Origin of the sequence: Bradyrhizobium sp. TM233 (genome assembly GCF_036247965.1) — a bacterium.
Lineage (GTDB): Bacteria > Pseudomonadota > Alphaproteobacteria > Rhizobiales > Xanthobacteraceae > Bradyrhizobium > Bradyrhizobium ottawaense.
In genome coordinates this window covers 35,913-59,255 of the sequence record NZ_BTIG01000015.1, presented here as the reverse complement: position 1 = coordinate 59,255, position 23,343 = coordinate 35,913, and the positions used below count along the sequence as shown (strand labels likewise).

The 23,343-nt window shown below is 65.2% G+C and carries 19 protein-coding genes; 8 read left to right on the top strand and 11 right to left on the bottom strand.

The window, feature by feature from the left end; genetic code table 11:
* Positions 1-2: 2 nt before the first annotated feature.
* Together AABA86_RS25815 and AABA86_RS25810 are read right to left on the bottom strand one after the other, a co-directional pair.
* Positions 3-1,907, bottom strand: a complete 1,905-nt coding sequence (locus AABA86_RS25815) for a sensor domain-containing diguanylate cyclase (RefSeq protein WP_338308875.1) — start codon at positions 1,905-1,907, stop codon at positions 3-5.
* Positions 1,908-2,078: 171 nt separating this feature from the next.
* Positions 2,079-2,294, bottom strand: coding sequence for a hypothetical protein (locus AABA86_RS25810; RefSeq protein WP_338308874.1), 216 nt, complete (start codon positions 2,292-2,294; stop codon positions 2,079-2,081).
* A gap of 106 nt (positions 2,295-2,400) precedes the next feature.
* Between AABA86_RS25810 and hemE the strand changes: the two genes are divergently transcribed.
* The gene (gene hemE / locus AABA86_RS25805) at positions 2,401-3,435 is read left to right on the top strand and encodes a uroporphyrinogen decarboxylase (protein ID WP_338308873.1); all 1,035 of its coding nucleotides are present in this window, start codon (positions 2,401-2,403) and stop codon (positions 3,433-3,435) included.
* A gap of 170 nt (positions 3,436-3,605) precedes the next feature.
* Here the strand turns inward: hemE and hemC are convergent, their stop codons facing one another.
* Genes hemC through AABA86_RS25790 form a run of 3 tightly spaced genes read right to left on the bottom strand, consistent with a single transcriptional unit; the run spans position 3,606 to position 6,878 of the window.
* Positions 3,606-4,586 (bottom strand): hydroxymethylbilane synthase, encoded by a 981-nt coding sequence (gene hemC / locus AABA86_RS25800; RefSeq protein WP_212249211.1) that lies wholly within the window; start codon positions 4,584-4,586, stop codon positions 3,606-3,608.
* A gap of 26 nt (positions 4,587-4,612) precedes the next feature.
* Positions 4,613-6,238 (bottom strand): GMC family oxidoreductase, encoded by a 1,626-nt coding sequence (locus tag AABA86_RS25795; protein WP_338308872.1) that lies wholly within the window; start codon positions 6,236-6,238, stop codon positions 4,613-4,615.
* 49 nt (positions 6,239-6,287) lie between these two features.
* Positions 6,288-6,878 (bottom strand): TetR/AcrR family transcriptional regulator, encoded by a 591-nt coding sequence (locus tag AABA86_RS25790; RefSeq protein WP_338308871.1) that lies wholly within the window; start codon positions 6,876-6,878, stop codon positions 6,288-6,290.
* A 101-nt stretch (positions 6,879-6,979) separates the two neighbouring features.
* Here AABA86_RS25790 and AABA86_RS25785 point away from each other — a divergent pair, with 101 nt between their 5' ends.
* Complete coding sequence (locus tag AABA86_RS25785; RefSeq protein WP_338308870.1) at positions 6,980-7,345, top strand: nuclear transport factor 2 family protein; 366 nt, start codon at positions 6,980-6,982, stop codon at positions 7,343-7,345.
* Between the two features lie 24 nt (positions 7,346-7,369).
* Here the strand turns inward: AABA86_RS25785 and AABA86_RS25780 are convergent, their stop codons facing one another.
* Positions 7,370-7,849, bottom strand: coding sequence for a MarR family winged helix-turn-helix transcriptional regulator (locus AABA86_RS25780; RefSeq protein WP_338308869.1), 480 nt, complete (start codon positions 7,847-7,849; stop codon positions 7,370-7,372).
* A 50-nt stretch (positions 7,850-7,899) separates the two neighbouring features.
* On the opposite strand from AABA86_RS25780, the gene AABA86_RS25775 reads away from it, so the two are divergent.
* Together AABA86_RS25775 and AABA86_RS25770 are read left to right on the top strand one after the other, a co-directional pair.
* Positions 7,900-9,459, top strand: a complete 1,560-nt coding sequence (locus AABA86_RS25775) for an FAD-dependent oxidoreductase (RefSeq protein ID WP_338308868.1) — start codon at positions 7,900-7,902, stop codon at positions 9,457-9,459.
* 342 nt (positions 9,460-9,801) lie between these two features.
* On the top strand, positions 9,802-11,763 hold the full coding sequence (locus tag AABA86_RS25770) for a putative bifunctional diguanylate cyclase/phosphodiesterase (RefSeq protein WP_338308867.1): 1,962 nt from the start codon (positions 9,802-9,804) through the stop codon (positions 11,761-11,763).
* 219 nt (positions 11,764-11,982) lie between these two features.
* Here AABA86_RS25770 and AABA86_RS25765 read toward each other — a convergent pair whose 3' ends face one another.
* From AABA86_RS25765 to pgm, 4 genes are all read right to left on the bottom strand, one after another.
* Positions 11,983-12,963 carry a PDR/VanB family oxidoreductase gene (locus AABA86_RS25765; RefSeq protein WP_038972579.1) on the bottom strand — a complete coding sequence of 327 codons (981 nt, stop codon included), beginning with the start codon at positions 12,961-12,963 and terminating at the stop codon, positions 11,983-11,985.
* Between the two features lie 10 nt (positions 12,964-12,973).
* Positions 12,974-13,735: a GntR family transcriptional regulator gene (locus AABA86_RS25760; protein ID WP_338308866.1), complete on the bottom strand. Its 762-nt coding sequence runs from the start codon at positions 13,733-13,735 to the stop codon at positions 12,974-12,976.
* Positions 13,736-13,740: 5 nt separating this feature from the next.
* Positions 13,741-14,790 (bottom strand): aromatic ring-hydroxylating dioxygenase subunit alpha, encoded by a 1,050-nt coding sequence (locus AABA86_RS25755; protein WP_212249203.1) that lies wholly within the window; start codon positions 14,788-14,790, stop codon positions 13,741-13,743.
* 296 nt (positions 14,791-15,086) lie between these two features.
* Positions 15,087-16,733 carry a phosphoglucomutase (alpha-D-glucose-1,6-bisphosphate-dependent) gene (gene pgm, locus AABA86_RS25750; protein WP_212249202.1) on the bottom strand — a complete coding sequence of 549 codons (1,647 nt, stop codon included), beginning with the start codon at positions 16,731-16,733 and terminating at the stop codon, positions 15,087-15,089.
* A 1,372-nt stretch (positions 16,734-18,105) separates the two neighbouring features.
* Here pgm and AABA86_RS25745 point away from each other — a divergent pair.
* The gene (locus AABA86_RS25745; protein ID WP_212249201.1) at positions 18,106-19,254 is read left to right on the top strand and encodes an alpha/beta hydrolase family protein; all 1,149 of its coding nucleotides are present in this window, start codon (positions 18,106-18,108) and stop codon (positions 19,252-19,254) included.
* Positions 19,255-19,354: 100 nt separating this feature from the next.
* Positions 19,355-20,107 carry a transglycosylase SLT domain-containing protein gene (locus tag AABA86_RS25740; RefSeq protein WP_338308865.1) on the top strand — a complete coding sequence of 251 codons (753 nt, stop codon included), beginning with the start codon at positions 19,355-19,357 and terminating at the stop codon, positions 20,105-20,107.
* A gap of 10 nt (positions 20,108-20,117) precedes the next feature.
* Here AABA86_RS25740 and AABA86_RS25735 read toward each other — a convergent pair whose 3' ends face one another.
* Positions 20,118-20,933, bottom strand: coding sequence for a response regulator (locus AABA86_RS25735; RefSeq protein ID WP_212249199.1), 816 nt, complete (start codon positions 20,931-20,933; stop codon positions 20,118-20,120).
* A 295-nt stretch (positions 20,934-21,228) separates the two neighbouring features.
* Between AABA86_RS25735 and AABA86_RS25730 the strand changes: the two genes are divergently transcribed.
* Together AABA86_RS25730 and AABA86_RS25725 are read left to right on the top strand one after the other, a co-directional pair.
* On the top strand, positions 21,229-22,386 hold the full coding sequence (locus AABA86_RS25730) for an acyltransferase family protein (protein ID WP_338308864.1): 1,158 nt from the start codon (positions 21,229-21,231) through the stop codon (positions 22,384-22,386).
* Between the two features lie 93 nt (positions 22,387-22,479).
* Positions 22,480-23,328 carry an MBL fold metallo-hydrolase gene (locus tag AABA86_RS25725; RefSeq protein ID WP_338308863.1) on the top strand — a complete coding sequence of 283 codons (849 nt, stop codon included), beginning with the start codon at positions 22,480-22,482 and terminating at the stop codon, positions 23,326-23,328.
* The last annotated feature ends 15 nt before the right edge of the window (positions 23,329-23,343 follow it).

The window sequence follows — 23,343 nt, the reverse complement described above, 5'->3', positions numbered from 1 at the left end:
TCTTACTGGCCGGAGGCCTTGGGCATCAAATTCATGAGCTCGCCGGACATCATCAGGCGGTCGCGGCCTGCGTCCTTGGCGGCGTAGAGCGCCCGGTCGGCAGCCTCAACCAGCGAGGCCACGCCCGCCGTGCGCTCCAGCGCCGGCCGACAGGTCGCACCGCCGACCGAGACGGTGACGAATCCGGACTCCAGATTGGTGGCATGAACGAGGCCGGCCTCGTGGATGGCGCTGCGAATCCGTTCGCCGAAAAGAGCGCAGCCGGCGGCATCGGTGTTCGGCAGCAGCATGGCGAATTCCTCGCCGCCATAGCGCGCCGCCAGATCACCGGCGCGCTGCGTCTCGGCCGCGATGATCTTTGCAACCAGACGCAGGCACGCATCGCCCGCGGGATGGCCGTATTCGTCGTTATAGGCCTTGAAATGATCCACATCGATCATCAGCAAAGCGAGGCTGGAGCGGTCGCGATAGGCGCGCGCCCATTCCTCTTTCAGCCGCTCGTCGAAGCGGCGGCGATTGGCAAGGCCGGTGAGGCTGTCCTCGATCGCGAGCGTCTCGAGCCTGGTTTCCAGCTTCTTGTGCTCGGTGATGTCGCGGGAGATCGCGACCACGCCGTCGACGCGCCCATTGTCCTTGCGCGTCACCCGCATGGTCGATTCAAGCCAGACCTCGCCGTTCTGCCGGTGCGAGTTGCGGTAGGTGAGGCGCGCCTCCTCCCGCTCGCCACGCTTCATGGCGTCGACGGTCGCCTGGACCTCCGGCAGATCCTCCGGATTGACGCCCGCGAGCGCAGGCGTGCCGATCAGTTGGTTGGCGCGCCAGCCGACGACGCGCACGGCCGATGGCGAAACATAGCGCAGCCGCTCGTCGAGCCCGATGCGGGTCACCATGTCGCTGGAGCCTTCCGCGAGCAGGCGGAAATGTGCCTCCTTCTCGACCAGGGCCGCGGCCATGCGCTGGCCTCGCTGCAACTGCCGCACCAGCACGGCGCCGATGATCGCAATCAGCATCACCAGCGCGATGACGTAGAGCATGCGGGAAATTGCCGCGGCGCGCCAGGGCGCCAGCAGCTCCTCCTTGTCCAGCGTGGCCAAGAGGACCAGCGGATAGCGGCCAGAGCGTTTGAAGAAGCTGACGCGCTCGGCACCGTCGAGAGGCGACTTGAAATGGTAGGCGCCGCTTGGCCGTTGCAGGCTGGCGTCGCGGAACAACGCGGTGTCGGCGACGCTGCGGCCGACGAACTTGTCGTTGATGGGATTGCGCGCGATGATCAATCCGTCGCCATGCACCAGCGCCGCGGAGCTGTTGCGGCCGATCTCGAACTGCTCGTAGAAGTGCGCGAGATATCCGGAACTGATGGTCGCCAGCACCACGCCGCCGAAGCTGCCGTCCGGCTTGTTGAAGCGGCGCGACAGGGTGACCACCCATTCGCCTTCGAGGAGGCTCTTCACGGGATGGCCGACATAGGGCTCCCGTTTCGGGGAGAGCTGATGATAGCGGAAGAACGCGTCGTCGCTGAGCGTCGAGCCGATCGTGCCGGGCGAGGTCAGCCAATTGCCCTGGTCGTCGATGATGGCGAAGCTGTGGATGCGCGGGACGGCCTTCTTGCGCACCTCCAGGACTTTGCCGAGCTTGGTGATGGTGATGGGGCCGGTGCCGTCCATCTCCAACCGGCTGACGGCGCCGACAACGCCGGAATCCAAGAGATCGAGGCTGTCCTCGGCGTGCTGGGTCAGCGAGCGGGCGACGTTCGCCATCTCGGTCTCGGCACCCCTGAGCACGGCATCGCGCGCCGCCCATTCGCGCCAGCCGCTGACGCCGAGGATGGTCGCGCAGGTCAAAACGACGAAAGCCGCCGCGCGCGGCGGCAGACGGCTCCATCCAGCTCGTTGGGTCGCAAGGCTCATGCGGCAGAATTCTCCGATGTTTCGGAACCTCTGCCGCTTCTGTTATTGAACTCTGAAATTACCGCCGGAATACGCCGCGATAGCGCGGTTTTCCGTAGTCCTACGGACGCACGGATCAGCGCATCGCTAACAGGACATTAGCAAGCCGATCGGAATCCGGCCCGCCCTCCGCTAGCTGAAGATGGCCTTAACCTTGGCCCAGAGCGAGGGATTGTCGGCATCAGCGTCGGCCTTCGAGGGCGTCGGCAGGGTGACGCTGACAGGATCGGAAGCCGGGAAGCTATCCTTCAGCCCGGCATCGAGCTTGCTGTGGCGATCGGCAGCAAGCGCTTCGCGCAGATCGTCGGCGTGCTTGTCGTGCGGCGCGGGATTGAATGTCTCAGCCATGATGTCCTCCATCGGCGGGTCAACGCGGCCCGATTGCGCTGGTTCCCCTGTTCCGCTGAGCGCCGGAGCGGTGTATCAGGAGCCATAACCTTGCTCAGGACCATTCGTGCCCCAATCTGCGACGAGACCTTTCATCGACGTGCTCTCCGGCCAGCGCCAGAGCATTCCCCCCATGTGGATGATGCGGCAAGCCGGCCGGTATCTGCCGGAATATCGCGAGGTCCGCGCCAAGGCCGGCGGCTTCCTCGACCTCTGCTTCAACCCGGAGCTTGCGGCCGAGGTGACGCTGCAACCGATCCGCAGGTTCGGCTTCGATGCGGCAATCATCTTCTCGGATATCCTGGTAATCCCCTATGCGCTCGGGCGCTCGGTGCGGTTCGAGGTCGGCGAGGGCCCGCGGCTGGATCCGCTGGATGATCCCGCGAAGGTCGCAACGCTCGCCGCGCGCGCCGACTTCGGCAAGCTCGAGCCGGTGTTCGAGGCGCTCAAGCTCGTGCGCGGCGCGCTCGATCCCAAGACCGCGCTGATCGGCTTCTGCGGTGCGCCGTGGACGGTCGCGACCTATATGGTCGCCGGCCAGGGCACGCCAGACCAGGCGCCGGCGCGGATGATGGCCTACCGGCATCCGGAGGCGTTCGCTGCGATCATCGACGTGCTGGTCGAGAACTCGATTCAATATCTGCTGACGCAGCTCGCCGCCGGCGCCAATGCCTTGCAGATCTTCGACACCTGGGCGGGCGTGCTGCCGCCGGCCGAATTCGCACGCTGGTCGGTCGAGCCGACGCGGCGCATCGTGGAGGGCGTGCGGGCCAAGGTGCCGGATGCGAAGATCATCGGCTTCCCCCGCGGCGCCGGTGCGCAATTGCCGGCCTATGTCGAGGCGACCGGCGTCAATGCGGTCAGCATCGACTGGACCGCGGAGCCGGGCTTCATTCGCGAACGCGTGCAAAGCAAGGTCGCCGTGCAGGGCAATCTCGATCCGCTGGTGTTGATCACGGGCGGCGCGGCGCTCGACCGCGCGGTCGACAACGTGCTGGCCAATTTTGCGCAAGGCCGCTTCATCTTCAATCTCGGCCACGGCATCCAGCCGGAAACGCCCATCGCCCATGTCGAGCAGATGATCAAGCGGGTGCGGGGGTAATTCGACCCGCTCCTGAGGGGCCGCACACAAAAAATGCGAAAACAACCCCATGCACAGTAGACAAGTCATTGAAAAAGCTGGGCCGGCATGACCCGGCCCAGACGCGTTTGACGCGTCGGGCAAAACAGGCAGCATCGTCGAATGGCCGGTTCTACCTTCGCAGCAAAGGCTCAGCGCGGCCGGCTGCGCTCGATGATCTCGGCGGCGCCCTTCGTCAGCAGATCCAGACCCACGGCACGACCGAGCTCACGCGGGCGATTGGCCGGGCCTTCGCGCGAGGCTTCGATGATGGTGTTGCCGGAGAGATCCAGCACGGAGGCCGTCAGCGACATCTGATCGCCCGCGATGGTCGAGAAACCCGCCACTGGCGAATTGCAGTGGCCGTTCAGCACCCACAGCACCTCGCGCTCGGCGTCCGCAGAGGCATGCGCGGCGGGATCATCGATCGATGACAGGATCTGCCGCGTCTGCCAGTCCTGCGCCGCGCATTCGACTGCGACGATGCCCTGCCCCGCCGCGGGCAGCATCTCGGCCGCGGTGAATTCGTAGGCGATGCGGCCGGCGAGGCCGACGCGATCGAGGCCCGAACGCGCCATGATCAGCGCATCCGCAGGCCCCACCGTGCCACCGTCCGGCAGCTTCTGCTTCTCGCCATTGTCGAGTTTTCGGACCCGCGTATCGGCGGCGCCGCGGAAGTGGATCACCTCGACATCCGGAAACAGGCGCCGCGCATAGGCGGCCCGACGGACCGCATTGGTGCCGATTTTAAAACCCTTGCCGCGCGACTGGCGCAGCGCCTCCAGGGTCACACCATCGCGCAGCACCAGCGCGTCGTTGGGTGGATCGCGCGACAGCGTGGCGCCGATGACGAGACCGGGCGTGTCCTCATTACCCGGCATGTCCTTCAGCGAATGCATCGCCGCCTGCAAGTCGCCCGACAGCACGGCGGCCCGGATCTGCGCCACGAAGGCACCGCCCTTGCCGCCATGGGGCAGCAACTTGCTGGTCTGGTCGGTATCGCCCGTGGTGTCGAACTTGACGATCTCGACGTCGAGACCGGGCACGGCGGCGGTCAGGCGGCGCGCGATCTCTTCCGTCTGTGCCAGCGCCATCGCGCTCTTGCGTGTGCCGATCCTCAATCGCGTAGCCAAGTCCTGGTCCTCTCAACAATCGCGGGTTATCCCGCATCCTCCAATATCATGTCGGAGGCCTTTTCGGCGATCATGATGATCGGTGCGTTGGTGTTCCCCGACACGAGGTCCGGCATGACCGAGCCGTCGACGACGCGCAGGCCGTCGAGCCCCCTCACCTTCAGCCGCTGGTCGACCACCGCGAGCGCATCATTGCCCATACGACAGGTCGAGGTCGGATGGTAGATGGTGCTGCCGCGCTCGCGGCAATAATCCAGCAGCTCGGCATCCGTGGATACCTTCGCCCCGGGATCGTATTCATTGACCACGAACGGCTTCAGCGCCGGCGCGCTCAAGATCTTGCGCAGGATCTTCAGGCCTTCGACGTTGGTGGTGCGGTCGGTCTCGGTCGACATGTAGTTGATGCGGATTTCCGGCGGCACCGTCGGATCAGCGCTCCGGATGCGCAGGGAGCCGCGGCTTTCGGGACGGAGCTGGCACACAGAGGCGGTGAAGCCGGAGAAATCATGCAGCTTCTCGCCCATCTTGTCGGTCGAGAACGGCAGGAAGTGCACCTGGATGTCGGGCGAGGCGAGCCGCGGGCTGGTCTTGAAGAACGCGCCCGCGGTGCCGGCCGCGATCGTCAGCCAGCCTTTCCGGAACAGCGCATAGCGCGCGCCAGCGAGCGTGCGACGAAGCGGATGATTGACGGTGTCGTTCAGCGTGATCTTCTGCGAGCAGCGCATCACGATGCGGACCTGCATGTGATCCTGGAGGCCGTGACCGACACCCGGCGCGTCTAGCACGACATCGATGCCATGCTTGCGCAGGAGGTCGCCGGGCCCGACGCCGGAGAGCTGCAGCAGCTGCGGCGAGTTGTAGGCGCCGCTCGACAGCACGATCTCCTTGCGCGCGCGGGCACGTCGGATTTGCGAGCCTTGCCGATATTCGACGCCGACGGCGCGGCGGCCCTCGAACAACACGCGCTGGCCGAGCGCGGAAGTTTCGACCTTGAGATTGCCGCGGGTCTTTGCCGGGCCGAGATAAGCCACCGAGGTCGAGGCGCGACGGCCGTTGCGCGTCGTGGTCTGGAACAGGCCGACGCCTTCCTGCGTGGCGCCGTTGAAATCAGGGTTGTAGGGCAGACCGGTCTCGACCGCGGCGTCGATGAAGGCCTTTGACAGCGGATCGGTCACGACCATGTTGGAAACCGGCAGCGGGCCGCCGCTGCCGTGATATTGGTCGGCCCCGCGCGACTGGTTCTCGGCCTTCTTGAAGTAGGGCAGCACGTCGTCATAGCCCCAGCCGGTGTTGCCGAGCTGGCGCCAGCGATCGTAGTCCTCGTGCTGGCCACGGACATAGAGCAGACCGTTGATCGAGCTCGATCCGCCCAGCGTCTTGCCGCGCGGCTGGAACACCTGGCGTCCCTTCAGCTCGGGCTCCGGCTCGGTCTGGTACATCCAGTTGACGGTCTTCTCCTTGAACAGCTTGCCGTAGCCGAGCGGCACGTGGATCCAGATGTTGGAATCCTTCGGGCCGGCCTCGAGCAGCAGCACGCTGTGCTTGCCGTTCGCCGACAGCCGGTTGGCGAGCACGCAGCCGGCGGAGCCGGCGCCGACGATGATGTAGTCGAATTCGGGATCGGTGGATGCAAGAGAGGAATTTGCGTTCATGCGCTAGTCTTCTTGTTGTGTGGGCGTTTCTGGTTCGTCACTAGCACAATCATGCGCGATGGCGCAGCGCCTCGACCAGCGACTTGAACGCACGGGCATATTCCACACCCGCCCTTGCGATATCGGCGCGCCCGGCGCAGGCGACCGCGGCCTCCGTCACCGCGCCGAGCAGCAGCCGCGCCAGCGGCTCGACCGGCTGCTTTGCGATGAGGCCGGTCTCCATCGCCACCGAGAGCGCACGTGGCAGCTTGCCGCCGAAATGCTGTGCGTCGATCTCACGCCAGCGCTCCCAGCCGAGCACGGCCGGGCCATCGCGCAGGATGATCTGGCCGGTCGGGCCCTTGGCGGTCGCCGCGAAGTAATGCTGCGTGCCGGCGACCATCGCCGCGAGCACGTCCTTCTCGGCGCGAGCGGCGCTGTCGATCTCGACGACGAGATCCCGCGAGACCTGGTCGAACACGGCTTCGAACACCGCCTCCTTGGTCTTGAAGTGATGATAGACCGCGCCCTTGGCGACAGAGGCCGCCTCCGCAATCTCGTCCATGGTGGTGGCGGCAAAGCCTTGCGCCCCGAACAGGCGGCGCGCCGCCGTCAGGATCGCCTCCGATGTCGCCGCCCGCCGCTCCGCCTGTTTCGCCATGGGTCTCGTCTAATCGAATTCGGCAGAGGCGGCCAGTTGACTTTTCGACCACCGGTCGGTATTTACCGACTATCAGTCGGTTTTAATTGCGGGGTTTTATTATGCCGAGCCGTGACGTCGTCGAAGCTTTTGCGCAGCGGCTGGAGGCCGGGGATTTCATCGGTGCGATCGAGCAGTTCTGCACGCCCGACACCGCGACCTATGAGAACAACGGCGCTCCGACGATCGGCCGTGACAAGCTCGTCGCCAAGGAGCGTGCCGTGCTGGCGGCCTCGAAAGAGGTCAGGGCCGTCCGCATCGGACCGAGCCTGATCGACGGCGACCATGTCGCGACGCGCTGGACGTTCAGCTTCACCAACGCAGAGGGTGTCTCACGAACGCTGGACGAGATCGCGTGGCAAACCTGGCGCGGCGACGAGCTGGTCGAGGAGCGGTTTTATTACGATCCCAAGCAACTCGGGCGGTGACAAGCCGCGCTTTCGCAATCGATTTCAAGCCTGATCGCCTGGCGCCGTCATCGCGTCGGCGAGCTTGCGCATCAAGCGCACCAGATCCTCGACATCCTGATCGTCCCAGGTCGCAAACATCCCCCCGACAATCCGTTCGCGTGCCCTGTCCACCGCGTCCGTCATGGCCTTGCCGCTGGGCGTGATGGTGGCTTCACTGACGCGGCGATCCGCTTCGCTGGCGTGGCGCTTGATCAAGCCGAGATTCTCCAGTTTCGCGACCTGCCGGCTGACCGTCGTGTAGTCCCGCCCCATGCGATCGGCGAGGTCGACGACCCCGATCGGGCCGCGCCGCTCGATGCCGACGAGCAGCGGAAACAGCGCACGATCCAGCGAGATGCCCGCCTCGCGGATCATCATGTCGTCGCCCTGCCGGCGGTTCATGACACTGACGATGTCGATCAACGCTTCGTGAAGCGAGCGCACCTGCTTTTTAATATGTGTATTTTGCACCCTTCTTGACATCCCGATGCCCCTCTGCCTAATGTGTGCATATTACACATATTGAGGATGCCATGACAAAGCAATTCACGGCGGAGGTTCTGATCTGCGGAGCAGGTGCGGCCGGCCTTACGCTCGCCATCGACCTCGCGCGGCGAGGCGTGTCTTTTCGGCTGATCGAGAAGCAAGTCGGTCCGTTCCATGGATCTCGCGGCAAGGGAATCCAGCCTCGAACCCTCGAGATCTTCGAGGATCTCGGCATCATCGACCGCATCGTTGCCGCCGGAGGGCTCTACCCGCCGCAGCGCAAATACCGCGATGACGGCAGCTTCATCGAGTCAGAGATCGCAGAGCTCGCAGTCCCCACCCCCGCCGAGCCCTACAACATGGCGCTGATGATCCCGCAATTCCTGACCGAGGGCGTGATGCGCGAACGTCTGCTCGAACTGGGCGGGCGGGCGGAATTTGGCTGCGAATTGGTCGGCCTGGAGCAGGATGAGGACGGTGTGACTGCGCGCCTTTCAGGCCGGGCCGGCGAAGAGACGATCCGCGTGCGTTACCTCGTCGGTGCCGACGGCGGTCGCAGCTTCGTGCGTCACGCACTCGGCATTGGTTTTCAAGGCAAGACGCTCGGCGTACGAGCCGTGGTGGCCGATGTCGTGCTGACGGGCCTGGACCGCCGGGCGTGGCACCGCTTCCACGATGGCGCGATGGACCGCCAGATTTCGCTGTGTCCGCTGGCCGGAACGGAGCTGTTTCAGTTGCAGGCACCCGTTCCGCTCGAAGGCGAGGTCGATCTGTCCGCCGAAGGGCTTTCGGCCATGGTCGCCGAGCGCACGGGACGCAACGACATCCGCATCCAGTCCGTGCTTTGGGCGTCGGCTTATCAGATGAATGCGAGACTCGCCGATCGCTACCGGGATCGCCGTGCATTTCTGATCGGCGATGCAGCTCACATCCATCCTCCGACAGGTGGACAAGGTCTCAATACCAGCGTGCAGGACGCCTACAATCTGGGCTGGAAGCTGGCGGCCGTTATCGGCGGTGCGTCCGCAACTCTGCTCGACAGTTACGAGGGAGAACGACGCCCCGTCGCTGCAAATGTGCTCGGCCTTTCCACCGACTTGCTGGAAGCGGCCAAGCGCGGCGACGTGAGGCGCGGCCGCGAGGTGCAGCAACTCGACATCGGCTATCCGGGATCGCCCTTGGCACTGGAAAAGCCAGGGCGCATGGCAGGCCCGTCCGCCGGAGCCCGCGCACCGGATGCGCCGCTACGCGGAGCCGCCGGACAACCCATACGCTTGTTCGCGCTGCTCAAGGGGCCTCATTGGACGCTGCTTGGCTATCAGGTGAAACGCGAGACTGTATCGGCGTGCACTGGACTGCACATCCACCGTATCGGCCCGGATGCCGAGCTCGTCGACGAAAGCGAGCACTTTCGGGACGCATACGCCGTGTCGCCCGGGGATTGGGTGCTGGTGCGTCCTGACGGTTACATAGGCGCCTTCGTGGGCTCGCGGCAGATCGATGGGCTGACGCATTTCCTGGCCGAACAGGGCCTCCAGGTGTCATCGCCCGACCTGTGCGCAACTGCGCCCTTGGGCGGGCGATCCAGCACTCCGAGACCGTTGTGATTCCTCGATAGGCCGCGGCGTGCTGGATGTCCCGCCTGCCGCCTTCGCCAAAGCTTCGGCGCGCCTGGATCTAAACCTCGGCGAAGCCTAGGCGTAGCCGGGTCGCGGGGCATGACAGCGGAGTTAGAATTAGGCCGAGGTGCGTCAGCGCCTCGCTCATTTGCCGGCTCCGTAAGTGTCGAAGTCCGCATTTGTATCGATTTGTTATCGATACCTTCCTTTGAACACGCAGAAGTGGTCGCGCGGAGCGTGGCAAACGGGGATAATTCATAGTTCGTCAAAGGTTTGCGGCGAATTCTCCCTGAAGGAGCCGACCAACGGCCCGTGCTGCTAGGCTCTGAAATGCGGACTCAAACGACCAGCTATGTCGCGCGGCTGTTCGCGGGCGATCTGTCGGCCTTTGGCGGTCCCGCAACCGACGAAGCCGTGGCCGGCCATATCCGCGCCGAACAGATGTCGCTGGTGCTCGGCTATTCGGTCGGCATCATGCTCGCCAATGCCTGCAACGCCATCGTGCTCGCCATCGCACTGTGGCAATCGCCGGACAGGATTCTTGCGTTGATCTGGGCGGGCGCTGTCGCAAGCGGCGCGATCATGTTCGGCCTGCAATCCCGCGCCGCGCGCCGCATCACCAAGCCGCAATTCGTCTCGCGCCGCGCCATGCACCGGCTGGTGCAAAATGCCTTTGTCCTCGGCACCGCCTGGGGCATCGTCCCCGTCGCCTTCTTCAATAATGCTTCGACCGGCGGCCAGCTCGTCATCACCTGCCTGTGCTCGGGCATGCTGGCCGGCGGCGCGCTCGCCTTCGCCACCATCCCGATCGCAGCGATCGCCTTCACGGCCCCGATCTTCGTCGGGATCGCGATCTGCCTCGGCAGCAACGGCGATCTGGCCTTTCTGCTGATCGCCTTCCTCGTCGTGGTCTACGGCAGCGTGCTGCTGCGCGGCGTGTTCGTCAATTCGTTCTCGTTCGCGCGGCGCGTGATGCGACAGATCGAGGCGGAGCGCACGGTGCGGCTGGATCCTCTGACCCACCTGCCCAACCGCGTCGCCTTCAACGAGACGCTCGAGGCCGCGCTCAAGCGGCTGGCATTGTCAGGCGAGGAGTTTGCGGTGCTCCTGCTCGATCTCGATCGCTTCAAGGAGGTCAACGACAAGTTCGGCCATCCCGCCGGCGACGAATTCCTGGTCCAGGTTGCAAGCCGCCTGCGACGCTGCACGCGCGCCGCCGAGCATGTCGCACGCATCGGCGGCGACGAATTCGCGCTGGTGATGGCCAATCTGGCGCGTCCCGAGGATGCACTCGAGATCGCCGAACGCTTCGTCGCAGCCTTCACTGAACCGTTCCGCATCGAGGGCCGCCAGATCGTGGGCGCGACCAGCGTCGGCATCGTGCTGGCGCCCCGCGACGGCACCACGGCGCTCGACGTCATGAAGAATGCCGATGCCGCGCTCTACCGCGCCAAGAAGGCGGGCCCCGGCACGATCCGCTTCTTCGAGACCAGCGACGACAGGGTGTCACGCGATCGCAAGGCGCTGCAATCCGACCTCGAGGGCGCGATCGCGCGAAACGAGCTGTTCCTCGTGTTCCAGCCGTTCCTCGATCTCGACCAAAGCCGGATCACTGGTTTCGAAGCGCTGCTGCGCTGGCAACATCCTGAGCGCGGACTGGTACCGCCGAGCGAATTCATTCCGATCGCGGAAGAGACCGGGCTGATCCACGAGATCGGCGAATGGGTCGTCCGCCGCGCCTGCGCGACGGTTGCCGAGTGGCCGGACGACATCAGGGTCGCCGTGAACTTCTCGGCCGCGCAGTTTCACAACGCCGGCATCCTCCAGATCATCGTTCAGGCGCTCGCGGAGGCGAAGATCGCCCCGCACCGGCTCGAGATCGAGATCACGGAATCGATGCTGCTGTCGAAATACGGCTCGGCCGAGCCGGTTCTGAACGCGCTGCTGCAGCTCGGCGTCACCGTGGCGCTGGACGATTTCGGGACCGGCTTCTCCTCCCTCACCTATTTGCGCAAGCTGCCGTTCAGCCGCATCAAGATCGACCAGTCCTTCATCCGCGACATGCTGGTGCAGCCCGACTGCGCCGCCATCGTCAAATCGGTGATCTCGCTCGCGCGCGACCTGCGCATCGCCGTCGTCGCCGAGGGCGTCGAGACCGCCGACCAGCTCGACTATCTCAGGCAGATCAGTTGCGACGAGGTGCAGGGCTATCTGATCAGCCGGCCGGTGTCGGTGGACGGCGTGCTGGCGCTGCTGGATCCAAAGAAGCTTCGGGCGACGTTTGCGGCGTAGGTGGAAGCTTAGATTTGACCTAGTGACGACCACGACGGCGGTAAGCCCCCTCGCCCGCTTGCGGGAGAGGGTTGGGGAGAGGGTGTCTCCGCAACGGGACACTCCCTCAGAGGAGAGAGCCCTCACCCGGCGCTTCGGCGCGACCTCTCCCGCAAGCGGGAGAGGTGGAGCCCGCGGCGCCGTCCATTCCTTCTTGATGGAGTCCAGCTCAAGGCTCGCTCAAACCGCGTCCGCGCGCAGCAGCGTGTCCACGGTGATGGTGCCACGGGCCCGCGAGACGCAGGCGCAGATCTTCTGGTTGCTTTGCTTCTGATGGTCACTGAAGAAGACGTCGCGGTGGTCGATCTCGCCGTCGACCTCGACCACGTCGATGGCGCAGAGGCCGCATTCGCCGCGCTTGCAATCGTACATCACGTCGTGACCGCTGGCGTTGAGCACGTCCAGCATCGAGCGCTCGCGCGGGATTTCGAGCTCGACATCGGAGCCCTTCAGGCGCACGCGAAACGTCTCGGTCGGCAGCGTGCCGCTGGAGCCGAAGGTCTCGTAGCGGAGATCGGGCAGCGGATGGCCCGCCCCGATCCAGGCGTGGCGCGCGGCATCCAGCATCCGCATCGGGCCGCAGAACAGCGACAGCGCGCCTTGCGGCAATGACGCGAACACCGCATCGAGGTCGAGCCGTCTGCCTTCATCGCTGGCATGAACGACCAGGCGATCGCCGAGCATCGCGGCGAGATCGTCGAGATAGGCAGCCTCGGCGCGCGAGCGCACCGCATAGTGTAGCGTGACATCCACGCCGCGCCGCGCCAGCGCCTGCGCGGCACCGAGGATCGGCGTGATGCCGATGCCGCCGGCGATCAGACAATAGCTTTCGCGAGCCCAGTCGACCGCGAGCAGCGAAGCGGGCTGGGTGATGTCGAGCCGCGCGCCCGGCGCGAGCTGCCACATGTAGCGCGAGCCGCCGCGGGAATCCTCGGCACGGCGCACCGCGATCTTGAAGCCAGCCGAGGTGGCTTCGCCGACCAGTGAATAGGACCGCGTCTCCGGCAGGCCGTCGATGGTCACGCTGATATTGATGTGGCTGCCGACCGGATAGGCGGCGGCGTCGAACCGATCAGGCCGGATCAGGAATTCGCGGATGCCGGGAGCGAGATCGCGCGTCGAGACGAGCGTTGCCGGAATCCAGGTTTCGATGAAGCGCATGGCACTGCCCTCAATCGGTTGCGGTCTTGATCAGCGCCAGCGCCGGCAAGAGGTCGAGATGGGTCCGGTTGCGCAGCGCGAGGCGCAGATTGCGCACCGCCAGCCGCGCATGCTCGCGCATGACGGCTTCGGCGCGCGCGCCTTCGCGGTTCTCGATGGCGTCGATCACGACGCGGTGGTGCTCCTGCCCGATGATCAGGATCTGCTGCGCTTCCGGGAGCGCCGACTGCGCCATCACGAAGCCGCTCGGGGATGCGAACGGCAGCGCCGAGGCGCGGTCGATCTGGCGAACCAAGGGTGGGCTGCGCGACAATTCCGTGAGCAGAGCGTGGAAGCGCGCGTTCAGCGTGACATAGGACGAGAAGGCTTCGATCGAGATCGGCACCTGGCGCAGCAATTCGTCGATCGCGGCAAGGCACTCCTTGAGCGGCTCGAGTTCGCGCGCGGAAACACCGCGCTCGGCGGCGAAGCGCGCAGCGAGCCCTTCGAGCGTGCCGCGCAGCTCGATGGAATCGGAGATGTCGCGTTCCGAAAACGCCTTCACCATGAAGCCGCCGGACGGGATCGCCTCCAGCAGGCCCTCCTCCTCCAGCCGCACCAGCGCCATGCGCACCGGGGTGCGCGAGGCGCCGGTGGTCTCCACCGCCTGGAGCTCGGAGATGCGCTCGCCTGGCCGCAGAGAGCCGGACAGGATCTGGTCGCGCAGCGCAAGCTGCGCCTTCACGGTCTGCGAGACGGAGCGGTCGACCTCACGTTCGGGGGCTGCTTTCACCTGGCCTACTCCGCCGCCTGAAGGTGCTGCGGCCCGTTTTCCTTCGCTACCATCCGGTCGATCAGCTTGCGCGTCCACATCGCGCCGGCGTCGATGTTGAGGTTGTAGAAGATGCGATCGGGGTTTTCGTCCATCGCGCGCTGCTGCGCTTCCAGGATCAGCTCGTCCTCGTGGAAGATGCCGGAGACGCCCTCGCGGATCTCGGTGGTGATGCGCTGCTCGCCGAGCTGGTAGTTGCGCACGAAGGCCCAGAAATAGTGGCAGGTCTTTTCAGTCTCGGGCGTGATGGTGTTGAGCACGAAGCCGTTGACGCCCTGCGAGCGATCGCCTTCCGGCGCACCGGTGCCTGTCGGCGCCACGCCGACGTCGATGGCGATGGTGCATGGCGCCTCAAAGCGGATGATCTGCCAGCGATCGACCAGGCCGGTCTTGCCGAGCTGTTTCGCCCAGAACGGCGGTGGCTCGATGTTCCGCATCCAGCGCGTGACCGTGACAGTCTTCTCGCCATGAGTGACGTCGAACGGCGCCTCCGCCACCGCATCGTTGCCGATGGAGGAGCCGTGCACAAAGGTCTCATGGGTGAGGTCCATGAGATTGTCGAGCACGAGGCGGTAGTCGCAATTAACGTGGATGGTCTTGCCGTCGCCGGCCCAGGCCGGATCGTGATTCCAGTGCATGTCCGGCACGAGCGCGGGATCGGCCAGCGCGGGATCGCCCATCCAGAGCCAGATGTAGCGATGGCGCTCGACCACGGGATAGGCGCGGACGCAGGCCGACGGGTTGATGGTCTCCTGCGAGGGCATGAAGGTGCAGCGCCCCTGCGCGTTGTATTTCAGGCCGTGATAGCCGCAGACGACGGTGTCGCCTTCGAGCCGGCCCTTGGACAGCGGCACCAGACGGTGCCAGCAGGCATCCTCCAGCGCGGCGACCGAACCGTCGGCCTTCCGGTACATCACGACATGCTTGCCGCAGATCGTCCGCGGCAGCAGCGCAGCTTTCACGTCCGCGTCCCAGGCCGCGGCGTACCAGGCATTCATGGGGAAGGGCTTTGTCATTGGTCTCACTCCCACGGCTTATGTATGCGTTATGTATACAATAACTGAGGGATGGAATTATTCAAGGCGGAAATCGGCGTACCGAAATACCTATAACTTCACGAATGTATACATATCAGCAGAAGTGATTCGGAAGCGGGGATCCAGGACTCCGCAGCGGACATTGGTTCAGACAATTTCTGCCCGGATCGCCCGCCCCTGTGCGCAATTGCGCACTAGGCGGGCGATGACACCGTGTGATGCGGCGAGACCTACCCATGGTCGAAGAAGGCGGTACGGCGATTTGGTCCGGCGCTTTACGCCCCGAACACCTTCGCCAGTCCTGCCTTGGCCTCCTCCTGAATCCGCGTCAGGTGCTCGGTGCTGCGGAAGCTCTCGGCGTAGATCTTGTAGACGTCCTCGGTCCCTGACGGCCGCGCGGCGAACCAGCCGAAATCGGTCTCGACCTTGATGCCGCCAAACGGCTGACCGTTGCCGGGCGCCTTGCTGAGCGTGGCGCGGACAGGATCGCCGGCGAGATCCTTCAGGCCGAGCTGCTCGGGCGTGACGGATTTGAGGATGTTCTTTTGCGGCCCGGTCGCGGCGACGTCGATGCGCGCGTAATGCGGCACGCCGAACTCGGCGGTCAGATCATTGAACAGCTGACTGGGATCGCGGCCGGTCTTCGCCATGATCTCGGCGGCGAGCAGGCCAAGGATGACGCCGTCCTTGTCGGTCGTCCACACCGTGCCGTCACGACGCAGGAACGAGGCGCCCGCACTCTCCTCGCCGCCGAAGCCGAAGCCGCCCGTGAGGAGACCGTCGACGAACCATTTGAAGCCGACCGGCGTCTCGACCAGCTTGCGCCCGAGCTTCTTGGCGACGCGGTCGATGATCGAGCTCGACACCACGGTCTTGCCGATCGCGGCGTCCCTGCCCCAGTTCGGACGATGCGCGAACAGATAGGAGATCGCGGTCGCCAGATAATGGTTCGGATTCATCAGGCCGCCGGAGCGCGTGACGATGCCGTGGCGATCGGCATCGGTGTCGTTGGCAAAGGCGACGTCGAAACGGTCGCGCATCGCGATCAGGCTCGCCATCGCGTAGGGCGAGGAGCAGTCCATGCGGATCTTGCCGTCCCAGTCCACCGTCATGAAACGGAAGGTCGGGTCGATCGCCTCGTTCACCACCGTCGCCTTCAAACCGTAGCGCTCGATGATCGGATGCCAGTAGTGTACGGCGGCGCCGCCGAGCGGATCGATCCCGATCTTGATGCCGGCGGATTTGACGAGGTCGAGATCGACGACATTGCCGAGATCGGCGACGTAAGGCGTGACGAAGTCGGCGGCATGGACGTTCGAAGACTTCAGCGCCTTGGCATAGTCGATGCGCTTCACGCCCTTGAGGCCGTCGGCGAGATAGGCGTTGGCGCGCTTCTCGACCACGCCCGTGACATCCGTATCGGCCGGCCCGCCATGCGGCGGATTGTATTTGTAGCCGCCATCCTCCGGCGGATTGTGCGAGGGCGTGATGACGACGCCGTCGGCAAGGCCGCTGGTGCGGCCCTTGTTGTAGGTCAGGATCGCGTGCGAGATCACCGGCGTCGGCGTGTAGCCGCCGTCCTTGTCGATCATGATGTCGACGCCGTTGGCGGCGAACACCTCGACGGCGCTGACCAGTGCCGGCTCGGCCAGCGCGTGGGTGTCGATGCCGATGAACAGCGGTCCGGTCAGCCCCTTTTCCCGTCTGTAGTCGCAGATCGCCTGCGTGGTCGCGAGGATATGGCCTTCGTTAAAAGTGTTCTTGAACGAGGTGCCGCGATGGCCTGAGGTGCCGAACGCCACGCGCTGCGCGGGATCCGCAACATCGGGCTTGCCGGCGAAATAGGCCGTCACCAGCCGCGGAATGTTGGTGAGCGCGTCCGGCGAAGCCTTCTTGCCTGCCGCGGGATGAACATCAGCCACTGAAAATATCCTCGTCCTGTCGTCACAGAGATAGCGGATACCATAGCATCGACCGGGCCCCCGCCAAGGGCACAACACCCGCGGTGGGGAAGGCGTTCCCGGGGATTGCCGTAGCCGGCATGAGCGAAGCGATACCCGGGACCTCCTGCCCCGGATGTCGTTTCGCTCATCCGGGCTACGGACTGCAGCGGGACGGGACCAAGGACGACCGAGTGCAGCCGGGCGGTTGGCCTTCGAGGCTCGCCACCTCCACATCGTCGTTGCGAGCGCAGCGAAGCAATCCAGAATCCTTCCGCGGAGGGATTCTGGATTGCTTCGTCGCAAGGGCTCCTCGCAATGACGGAGTATGAGGCCACAGCGTAGCTCCTCCAATTCGCATTGAAATCGCAGACATGTCTTCGCAGCCTCGCGGCTCATTTCGCCCGAGTTTTGCTGGTCGCTTCACCCTCTGAAAGCCAAGAGGGCGCAGGGAAGGCCGGGTGCTCAGCTCGCACCCGCGGTCTGCTGCGCAATAGGCACACGCAGAAGAACCGCACAGCAGCATACAGGTGTCGCCGATCACTCGGCCTTCCCTGCGCAGTGGCTGGACGGCTTATGCCGTGATCTCCCGGGAGCCGACCATTCCTTTTGGCCTCCCTCGCCGTTCGAATTGACGATGCCGTCCACCCGGTTGGGCTCGCGCACATCTTCGAACAGCTTGACCGTGGCAACGACGGCCAGGACCACACGGTTTTGCCGTACGCACGGCCCGCCATGTCGCCGCAGTATTCCCGGACTCCGTCGACAGAGCCGGAAACTTACGAGCGAGACGAAGCCTGACAGCGCCGTCGTCCGCACGCGGTTACGAGCTCACAGGGACTACCCGCCCTGCCCGCACCTCTCATGCCGACGCTGCCGCGTCCACCGCAAGCCCGGCTCGCGAACAAGACGACCTCAAGTCGCCCCTCTTGGGTGAGCCGGGATGGGCAACACATACGCCGAAACCGAATTTCGGTAAAGTGGAATATTTTCGCGGGGATGGGTTGACAGAGGGCGACACAGCCGGCGCCGGTCCCGTCATCCGCAGGGCACGCATTTGGTTCTTTGCACGAGCTGAGCGCGCGCCTCGTCCTTCGAGACAACCGCTTCGCGGTCTCCTCGGGATGAGGCTGAGCGGCATCAGAGCCCGTTGAAATGAGCGCAACGGACTCAGTCCTCATCCTGAGGGCCCGCCAACGGCGGGCGTCTCGAAGGATGGCCACAGGCGAGATCGCTCCATATGCGCTTCCACTGCGTCATCCCCGGGGACGAGGACGGCGATGGCCGCGGGGGTCACGGTTCAAGTAAGGAGATCATGCTATGCTTCCCGCCATCGAGGCCCTCCGAATCGCCAATGGCTCTTTCACGCAAGCTGCTTCTGCTGATCGCCGGCCTCGTCATTGGCCCTGCCTTGGCCGGTGCGCCGGCGCGTGCCGCGGAGTTCTACACCGAAGACCTGCGCATCCCCATGGCGGAGGCCGGGCCGCAGGGGCTGGAGGCCTTCCTGGTCCGCCCGGCCGGGACGAAGCGCTATCCGCTGGCGCTGCTCAGCCACGGCTCGCCGCGCAGCTTCGACGACCGCGCGACGATGTCCGCGCACAAATATTACGGCATCGCGCTCGAATACGCCCGGCGCGGCTTTGCCGCGCTGATCGTGATGCGGCGCGGCTACGGCACCTCGCCCGGCGGACGCGTCGACAGCGTCGGCGGCTGCGCGAAAGCCGCCTACCTGCCCGCGGCGGCGGTCGCGGTCGCTGACTTGCGCGCCGCGATCGATGCGATGGCGCGCCGGGCTGACGTGACGACGTCAGGCATGATCGCGGCCGGCCATTCCGCCGGCGGGCTCGCAACGATCGCGCTCACCGCGCAGGCGCCGTCGGGTCTCGTCGCCGCGATCAACTTCGCCGGCGGCCGCGGCTCGCGCGATGACGACGACGTCTGCAATGAGGATGGTCTGGTGCAGGCCTTCGTGACCTTCGGCAAGACCTCGCGCGTGCCGATGCTGTGGGTCTATGCGACCAACGATTCCTACTTCGGCCCCGACCTCGCGCGCCGCCTCCATGACGGATTTCGAACCAGCGGCGGCAACGCAAAATTCATCGCGGCGCCGCCGTTCGCTGACGACGGCCACTACCTCTATGCGGTGGCAAGCCGTGCGCAATGGACGCCCTATGTCGACGCCTTCCTGCGCGAGCGCGGCCTCTTCAGTCGCGACGTCCTGAGCCCGCCCGACCCGCTGCCGCCGCCGCGCCAGCTCAACGAGGCCGCGCGGACCGAGTTCGCGCGCTATCTCGCCAGCATGATGCCGCACAAGGCCTTTGCAGTGTCGCCGAACGGCGGCTACGGCTGGCGCGCGGGACGCGTTACGGCCGACGAGGCCCAGCGCGACTCGCTGGCGGCCTGCATGAAATGGTCGCCGACCTGCACGCTCTATGCGATCGACGACCGGCTGGCTGAACCTGGGCAAGCGGCGTCCACCGATCAGAGCGCCCGCGCGCGCTAGTCGCCGCGCAGCGGAGGCCGGTTTATTAACTCCGGAGCTCTATGACGGACCCATGCTGTGGGATCGGGCACGCTTCAATCCTGGCGCGACGTGGAGACACGTGGCGGTCGTCCTGCTGTTGTCAGCCCCGATCTGCGCGCAGGCTGGAGACGGCGCCATCGACGAGCCGCGCGCGACGTCGGCGATCTCCACCAGCAGGACGGAGCTCGGCGCCGGCGAAACGCCGTCATCCCGAGCCATGATCCGGAAGATTATCGAGCGAGAAACCGCAAACACCAATTTACCGGCCGATGTCGCCGAAGCCGTCGTGTTCGTCGAAAGCGGTTACAATTCGGCCGTCATCGGCAGCGTCGGCGAGATCGGCCTGATGCAGGTGCGGCCCGAGACAGCGGCGATGCTGGGCTTCCGGGGCAGCGAGGCGGAACTCGCCGAACCCGACATCAACATCCATTATGGAGTGCTTTATCTCAGCCGGGCCTGGCGTCTGGCGGGCGGGGACATTTGCCGCGCCCTCATGAAGTACCGGGCAGGCCATGGCGAAGAAGATATGACCGCGCGGTCGCAAGTCTATTGCAACCGCGCCCGTAACCGTCTTGTGGCCATGAACTCGACCTCGGTGGGGACTGAAGCGGCGGCTGTTCCGGATCCGGCGCCCCCGGCCGTCGCTGCGGCTGCAGCTCCGGCCAAACCGGCGAGCCGGCCGAAGCTGTCGGCGCAGCCCAAAACGGTCTATGCCCGCTATCGTCAAGGCACCCCGGCCGCCAGCCGCGCTTATTGGGCCGCCCACGAGGCCAGGATCAGCCTCATCAAGGCTCGCATCGAAGCCAGATGGAAGCGCGTCGCATCGCGCTGACGATGCTGCCCTACAGGCGCTCGCTGAGCGCGAGCTTGTAGCCGACGCCGGTGACGGTCGCGATCACGGGCGTACCGCTGCCGACGAGCTTGCGGCGCAGCCGCGCCACGAGCGCATCGACCGTGCGGATGTCGACCTCGGCTTGGCGGTTGCTGACGACCTCGATCAGATAGTCACGGCTGAGCGGCCGTCCGTCGGCGCCGACCAGCGCCGCGAGCAGATCGAATTCGGCGCGCGTCAGTGCCACCGGCTTGCCGTCGCTGCCGAGCAATTCACGCCGGGTCAGGTCGATGATCCAGTCGCCGAAGGCGATCGAATTGTGGTTGCGGGCCGCCTTGCGGTCGAGCGAGCGCCGTCGCAGCACGCTGCGGGCGCGTGCGAGCAGGTCACGCAGATTGATCGGCTTGGTGACGTAGTGGTCGCCGGCGATCTCGAGGCCGAGGATGCGATCGACGTCGGTGTCGCGGCGCGTCACGAAGATGATGCCCGCGTTGCTGGTGGCCTGGATCTCCTTGGCGAGTTCGAAGCCGTCGCCGTCGGGCAGCTGCACGTCGAGGAAGATGAGATCGGTTCGGGCGCGCAACGCCTGGCGGCACTCCGCGCAGGAGCTGGCGCCGACCACATCGAAATTGTTCTCGCTGAAATAGTCGACCAGCATGGTCCGCGTCACCGGATCGTCCTCGACGACGATCAGCCGCTCGCGGCCGGCGGGACGCAACTCCTGAAGTGCGGAATCAACCACGGTCTTGGGTGTCCTGTGTGCCTGGGACCCGACCTGGAAATTCAAGTCACCGCGCAACGCGCTGTCATGTGAACGGACATTCACGACTTGTTCGAGCCCCCGAAATTGCCTGATGGAATATTAGGCGCGTTGTGATGCGCAAACAATATTGGTCATGATCTCTAGGGATTAAGTATGAATTGGCCCACAATTCTCATTCCGCGCATCATAGCGCAGGACGGCCCCTACGGGGGCCGTGCGCCGGCCCGTGACCGCCGATCCCGCACATTCGGCTTTGGACTCAACCGGCGATTAACGTAAAAAAGGCCTTCGGCTTCGGAAAACCCACCTGCGCCTCTATGGTCCCGCCTGCATAATGCGGAACCATGGAGCAGGCGTGATGCAGGGGCAGGCCCGGTTGGCTGCCGGTCGAATCGAGCAAGGCACTGCGCCGTTCGGCCGTTCGCACACGCTCGATGTCCTGCGCGGCCTCGCCATCGCCGGCGTGATGGCCATCCACGTTTCGCAATCTTTTCCATCACATATCCACGCCGTCGACTACGCTTTCATGTGCGGCTGGACCGGCGTCAACGTGTTCTACTTCGTCAGCGCCATGACGATGTGCCTGATGTGGACGCAGCGCGTCGAAACCGGTCCGACGCGCAAGTTCTACATCCGCCGCTTCCTGCGCATCGCGCCGCTGTTCTGGCTCGCGATCCCGGTCTACCTCGTCATCAACGGCACCGGACCGAGCGACAACGCGCCTGGCGGCATCGGGCCCGTTCAAGTGATCCTTACCGCGACGTTCCTGCACGGCTTCTGGCCGGACAGCGTCAACAGCGTCGTGCCCGGCGACTGGTCGATCGCGGCCGAGATGACCTTCTATCTCGTCTTCCCGCTTCTGATCACCGCGTTCGGCTCGCGCCGCCATCTCTATCTCGCGCTGGCAATCGTGCTGCATCTCGTCAATGTCTGCCTGTTCAAGCCGTGGGCCTTCGCGCTGTTCTCCGCCTATTACGGTCCCGGTCACGAAGCGTTCGTCTGGACCACGCTGCACATCAGCTTCCTGAACCAGCTTCCGGTTTTCCTGGTCGGATGCGCGCTGTTCTTCGCGCTACGCGACGGGTTTTCCAAGTCGGACGCTGCGATCTACGCGGTCTTCATCGCGCTGTCCTTCGTCGCCAACCGCGTCACCGGCTCGCATGAATTCAACTATCTGATGATCAACCTGGTTCTCGGAGCGCTCGTGGCCGGCTGCATCAAGCTTGCGATCCGCTTGCAGCCGCTCGAGGCGCTCGGCCGCAATTCCTATTCGATGTATCTGTCGCACTTCGCGGTGATCTACGGCCTGCGTCAGCTCTGGCCGCTCGCCGATGGACTGGTCTCGCTGCTCATCGCCTATGTCGTCACCGCCGCGCTGAGCTATCTCGTCGCGCGCGCGACCTGGCATCTGGTCGAACGGCGCGCGCAGGATTTGGCGCACCGTCTGACATCGGCGGGATTGGACCGATCAATCCTCCCGCCGACCATCGCCGCCACTGCGGCCGGCACGCGCTGAGCGCCCCTGCTCCGTCCCTGCCGGCCCGATGCGGCTTGCTTCATTGCCGCCTTAAACTCTACTGTGGAGGCTCTTTACGCTGGAGTAGGCTCCATGGAGGTCATACTGCTCGGCACCGGCGGCCCGCGCCCGGACCCGCGCCGCATGGCGACGACCACGCTGATCAGGCTCGGCGACGAGAATATCCTGTTCGACGCAGGCCGCGGCGTCGTGGTGCAGCTCAGCAAGGCCGGCGTTCCGCTCGGCGCCATCAACACGGTATTTCTCACCCACCATCATTTCGACCACATCGGCGACCTCTACGATGTGATGCTGAATTCATGGATGCACGGACGCAAGGACGAGCTGCGCGTCTATGGACCGCCGGATACCGAGCGGCTCGTCGACACGCTGATCACGCAGGTCTACGACAAGGACATCACCTGGCGCGATAAGGGCGAGCCGACCTTCGGCGGCTGGAAACCCGTCGTCGCGACGGACATCATCCCGGGGCCCGTTCTCGACACCGGGCGCTGGAAGATCAGCGCCGAGCTGGTCTCGCATGGCGACGGCCTCGACATGCCGCCGGCCTTTCTCGCGCGATGGATGTGTCTCGGCTACCGCTTCGAAGCGGAGGGCAAGGTCATTGCAATTTCGGGCGACACGGTCCCCTGCCCCGGGCTCGAGCGGCTGGCTGAGGGAGCCGATTTGCTTGTCCAGTGCTGTTTTCTCGCAACGCCGGAGATCAACAACGAGCACCTCCGCCGCCTTGCGAAATTCACGATCGCCTGCGGCGACACCGTCGGCAAGGTTGCGGCCAAGGCCGGCGTCAGGAAGCTCGCGCTGACCCATCACCGACCGCGCGCCGACGATGCCATGCTGAACGCGCTGCTTGCGGATGTCCGGCAGGATTATGCGGGGCCGGTCGTGCTCGGCGAGGATCTCACGCGTATCGAGGTCTGAGGGCCAACGACCAGT